This window comes from Colwellia sp. C1TZA3, assembly GCF_007954265.1.
In the GTDB taxonomy this organism is placed as follows: domain Bacteria; phylum Pseudomonadota; class Gammaproteobacteria; order Enterobacterales; family Alteromonadaceae; genus Cognaticolwellia.
In genome coordinates this window covers 1-3,549 of record NZ_VOLS01000115.1, presented here as the reverse complement: position 1 = coordinate 3,549, position 3,549 = coordinate 1, and the positions used below count along the sequence as shown (strand labels likewise).

The window sequence follows — 3,549 nt, the reverse complement described above, 5'->3', positions numbered from 1 at the left end:
TAATACCAAGTTGATTAATTACCTGCTCATTTTTAATGGTTAAAATGAATAACTACAGCGTTATAAAATTTATAAGTAGAATAACTACTGACTAAATTTTATGCCTTGTATTTATCCATTTTTCCTCATGAAAAAGTAGATCACTTAATTAATCAAATTGGTATAAAACCTGCACAACTTCACTAGAATAAATTATTTGGCACTAGTTTAATTTGTAATGCACACACTGCCCTACTCATTAATGCCACTTTGTCGTTTATCGCGGGATGTCACTTGAATTGAATGTGAGTTACCACTCATTATGCAAATTAGCTTAACTACTTAAATCCGTTCCACTTCAAGATGCAGGTATATAGGTTTATTTTTCCTATGTTCGATTCTATACTGTTTTATCGCTTTCCCCTTAAAATCTTGTACTAATATGTTAGTGTAGATTTACTAAACTTGGCGTAATACGTCGATATACTTTTTAATGGAGATAACTACTAATGGCCAAGTCGATACAATGTTTGAAACAGCTAGAAATTAACGGTGAAGTTTGTCACTACCACAGCTTTGATGGTTTATCGGATAAGTATGATCTTTCACGTTTGCCTTTTGCCGCTAAAATTCTTTTAGAAAATTTATTGCGTCATGCGAATAGTGACTTTGTTCAGCAAGCGGATATTGAAACCTTAGCCAAATGGGATGTAGACAACTGGCAGGATACTGAAATTGCCTTTGTCCCTTCTCGCGTGATTTTGCAAGATTTTACAGGTGTACCCGCCGTGGTTGATTTGGCGGCTATGCGTGATGCCATCGTCAAAATGGGCGGCACAGCGGACAAAATTAACCCGTTAAATCCAGTAGAACTGGTGATTGACCATTCGGTAATGGTCGATGTATTCGGTCAGGCCGATGCGATGCAAAAAAACACCGCCATTGAATTTCAACGTAATTATGAACGTTATCAGTTTTTGCGCTGGGGTCAGCAAAGTTTCGATAACTTTAAAGTAGTCCCCCCGGGGCGCGGTATTGTCCATCAGGTCAATCTGGAGTATTTAGCCCGAGTGGTATTCAAAAAGCCAGATGAAGATAATTTACTTTATCCAGACACCTTGGTTGGCACCGATTCACATACCACCATGATTAATGGTCTAGGTGTGTTGGGTTGGGGAGTTGGCGGCATAGAAGCTGAGGCGGCTATGTTAGGCCAACCAGTCACCATGTTATTACCGGAAATAGTCGGTTTTGAGTTAACTGGCAAACTGCCTGCCGGCACCACAGCCACTGACTTAGTCTTAACCGTAACTGAGCAATTGCGCGCTGCCGGTGTGGTGGGTAAATTTGTCGAATTTTTTGGTACTGGCGTTAATGAACTGACCTTGGCCGACCGAGCGACCATTGCCAATATGGCGCCTGAGTATGGGGCGACCTGTGGCATCTTCCCCATCGATCATCAAACTACCGACTATCTACAATTAACCGGACGAGACAGCGACCATATTGAACGCATTGAGTCTTATTTAAAAACCATGGATATGTGGGGTACTGAGTCTCAACAAAATGCGGTTTATCACAGTCGATTATCCTTGAAACTAGATGAAGTGGTACCTTCTATTGCGGGTCCAAAACGTCCACAAGACAGAATTTCACTAGACCGGGCTGGTCTCGCTTATCGTGACTGGTTAGATTTACAAAATGGCATTAAACAAGCTGATTCAAACCAAGGTGAAAACAGCTTTGAAAGTGAGGGCGGCCAACCTTCACCGCTATTACCTGCTGATAGTGTCGATTCAGGTGTGCCTTGCCAGTATGACGGTGAAGATTTTGTCTTAAAACATGGTTCAGTAGTCATTGCGGCAATTACCAGCTGTACTAATACCTCGAATCCATCAGTATTAATTGCCGCTGGTTTGTTAGCCAGAAATGCCCGTCAACGGGGATTAGATGTTAAACCTTGGGTAAAAACCAGTTTTGCGCCTGGCTCACAAGTGGTTACCGATTATCTGCTTAAATCTGGCTTAAATGATGATTTAGATGCTCTTGGTTTTCAATTAGTGGGTTACGGTTGTACTACGTGTATTGGTAATTCAGGTCCCCTACCCAGCGAAATTAGCGAAGCCATTCATCAAGGTGACTTGTCGGTTACCTCAGTTTTATCGGGTAATCGTAACTTTGAAGGACGCATTCACCCCGAAGTGCAGGCCAATTATTTAGCCTCGCCACCGCTGGTGGTTGCCTATGCATTAGCGGGTAATATGAAGATAGACATTACCACTGAGCCTTTGGGTAATGACGCTTCAGGTAAGGCGGTTTATTTGCATGACATCTGGCCAGATAGCCAAGAAATTAAGCAAGTTATAGAGAAAGTTATCGACAGCTCGATGTTTATCTCTCGTTATGCGGATGTTTATAGCGGTAATAAAGACTGGCAAGATATGAAAGTAGTACAAAGCCAAAAATATGATTGGCCAGATTCTACCTACGTCAAATTACCACCATTTTTTGATAATATAACAGCAAAAATACCCGATATTAGCGCTATTGAAAATGCCCGATGTTTGTTAAAACTGGGCGATAGTGTCACCACCGACCATATATCACCTGCCGGTGCAATTGCGCTAGACAGCCCTGCGGCTGAGTATTTACAAAGTGCAGGAGTCGCACCTAAAGATTTCAATTCTTATGGCTCTAGACGCGGCAATCATGAAGTAATGATGCGTGGTACCTTTGCCAACGTACGCTTGCGTAATTTATTAGCCCCAGGCACCGAAGGTTGTTGGACTCGCATCATGCCATCAGGTGAAAAAATGAGTGTATTTGATGCCGCCATGCAATATCAGCAACAAAAAATTGCTTCTGTTGTACTCGCTGGAAAAGAATATGGTACGGGCAGCTCCCGTGATTGGGCCGCCAAAGGGCCAGCTTTATTAGGCGTTAAAGCAGTTATTGCACAAAGCTATGAGCGTATTCATCGCTCTAATTTAGTTGGTATGGGCATATTGCCATTGCAGTTTATGCCCGATGATAGTGCCGATTCATTAAGGCTCACCGGTGAAGAGCAATTCAGTATTCCTGCAGTCAATGCTGGGCAGAAAACAGTGCAAGTGACGGTGAAAGCTAAAGATGGCAGTGAACGCTCGTTTGAAGTGAAGATTCGCATTGATACGCCAAACGAATTTAGTTATTACCAGCATGGCGGTATATTACACTTTGTGTTGCGTAATTTAGCAGCCACTAACTAGCAATTATTGTTCTTTAACGGTCCTTGCTTCGTAATTGACAAAGGACAGGCCATATTCTTGGCCTGTCTTATAATTTATTGGTGCAGGTGTCGTTGTTTAACCGTTTGAGCTGTTTTTTAGATACGTCAGCCTGAAAATTGTGGCGGATTAACCACTAATACCAAGTTGATTAATTACCTACTCATTTTTAATGGTTAAAATGAATAACTACAGCGTTATAAAATTTATAAGGTGAATAACTACTGACTAAATTTTATGCCTTGTATTTATCCATTTTTCCTCATGAAAAAGGTGATCACTTAATTAATCAAATTGGTATAAG

1 protein-coding gene is annotated in these 3,549 nt (G+C 41.5%); it reads left to right on the top strand.

Going from position 1 to position 3,549, the window contains the following annotated elements; translation table 11 throughout:
* The first annotated feature begins 488 nt into the window (after positions 1 to 488).
* Positions 489 to 3,227 (top strand): aconitate hydratase AcnA, encoded by a 2,739-nt coding sequence (acnA, locus tag ESZ39_RS17285; RefSeq protein WP_146881162.1) that lies wholly within the window; start codon positions 489 to 491, stop codon positions 3,225 to 3,227.
* The last annotated feature ends 322 nt before the right edge of the window (positions 3,228 to 3,549 follow it).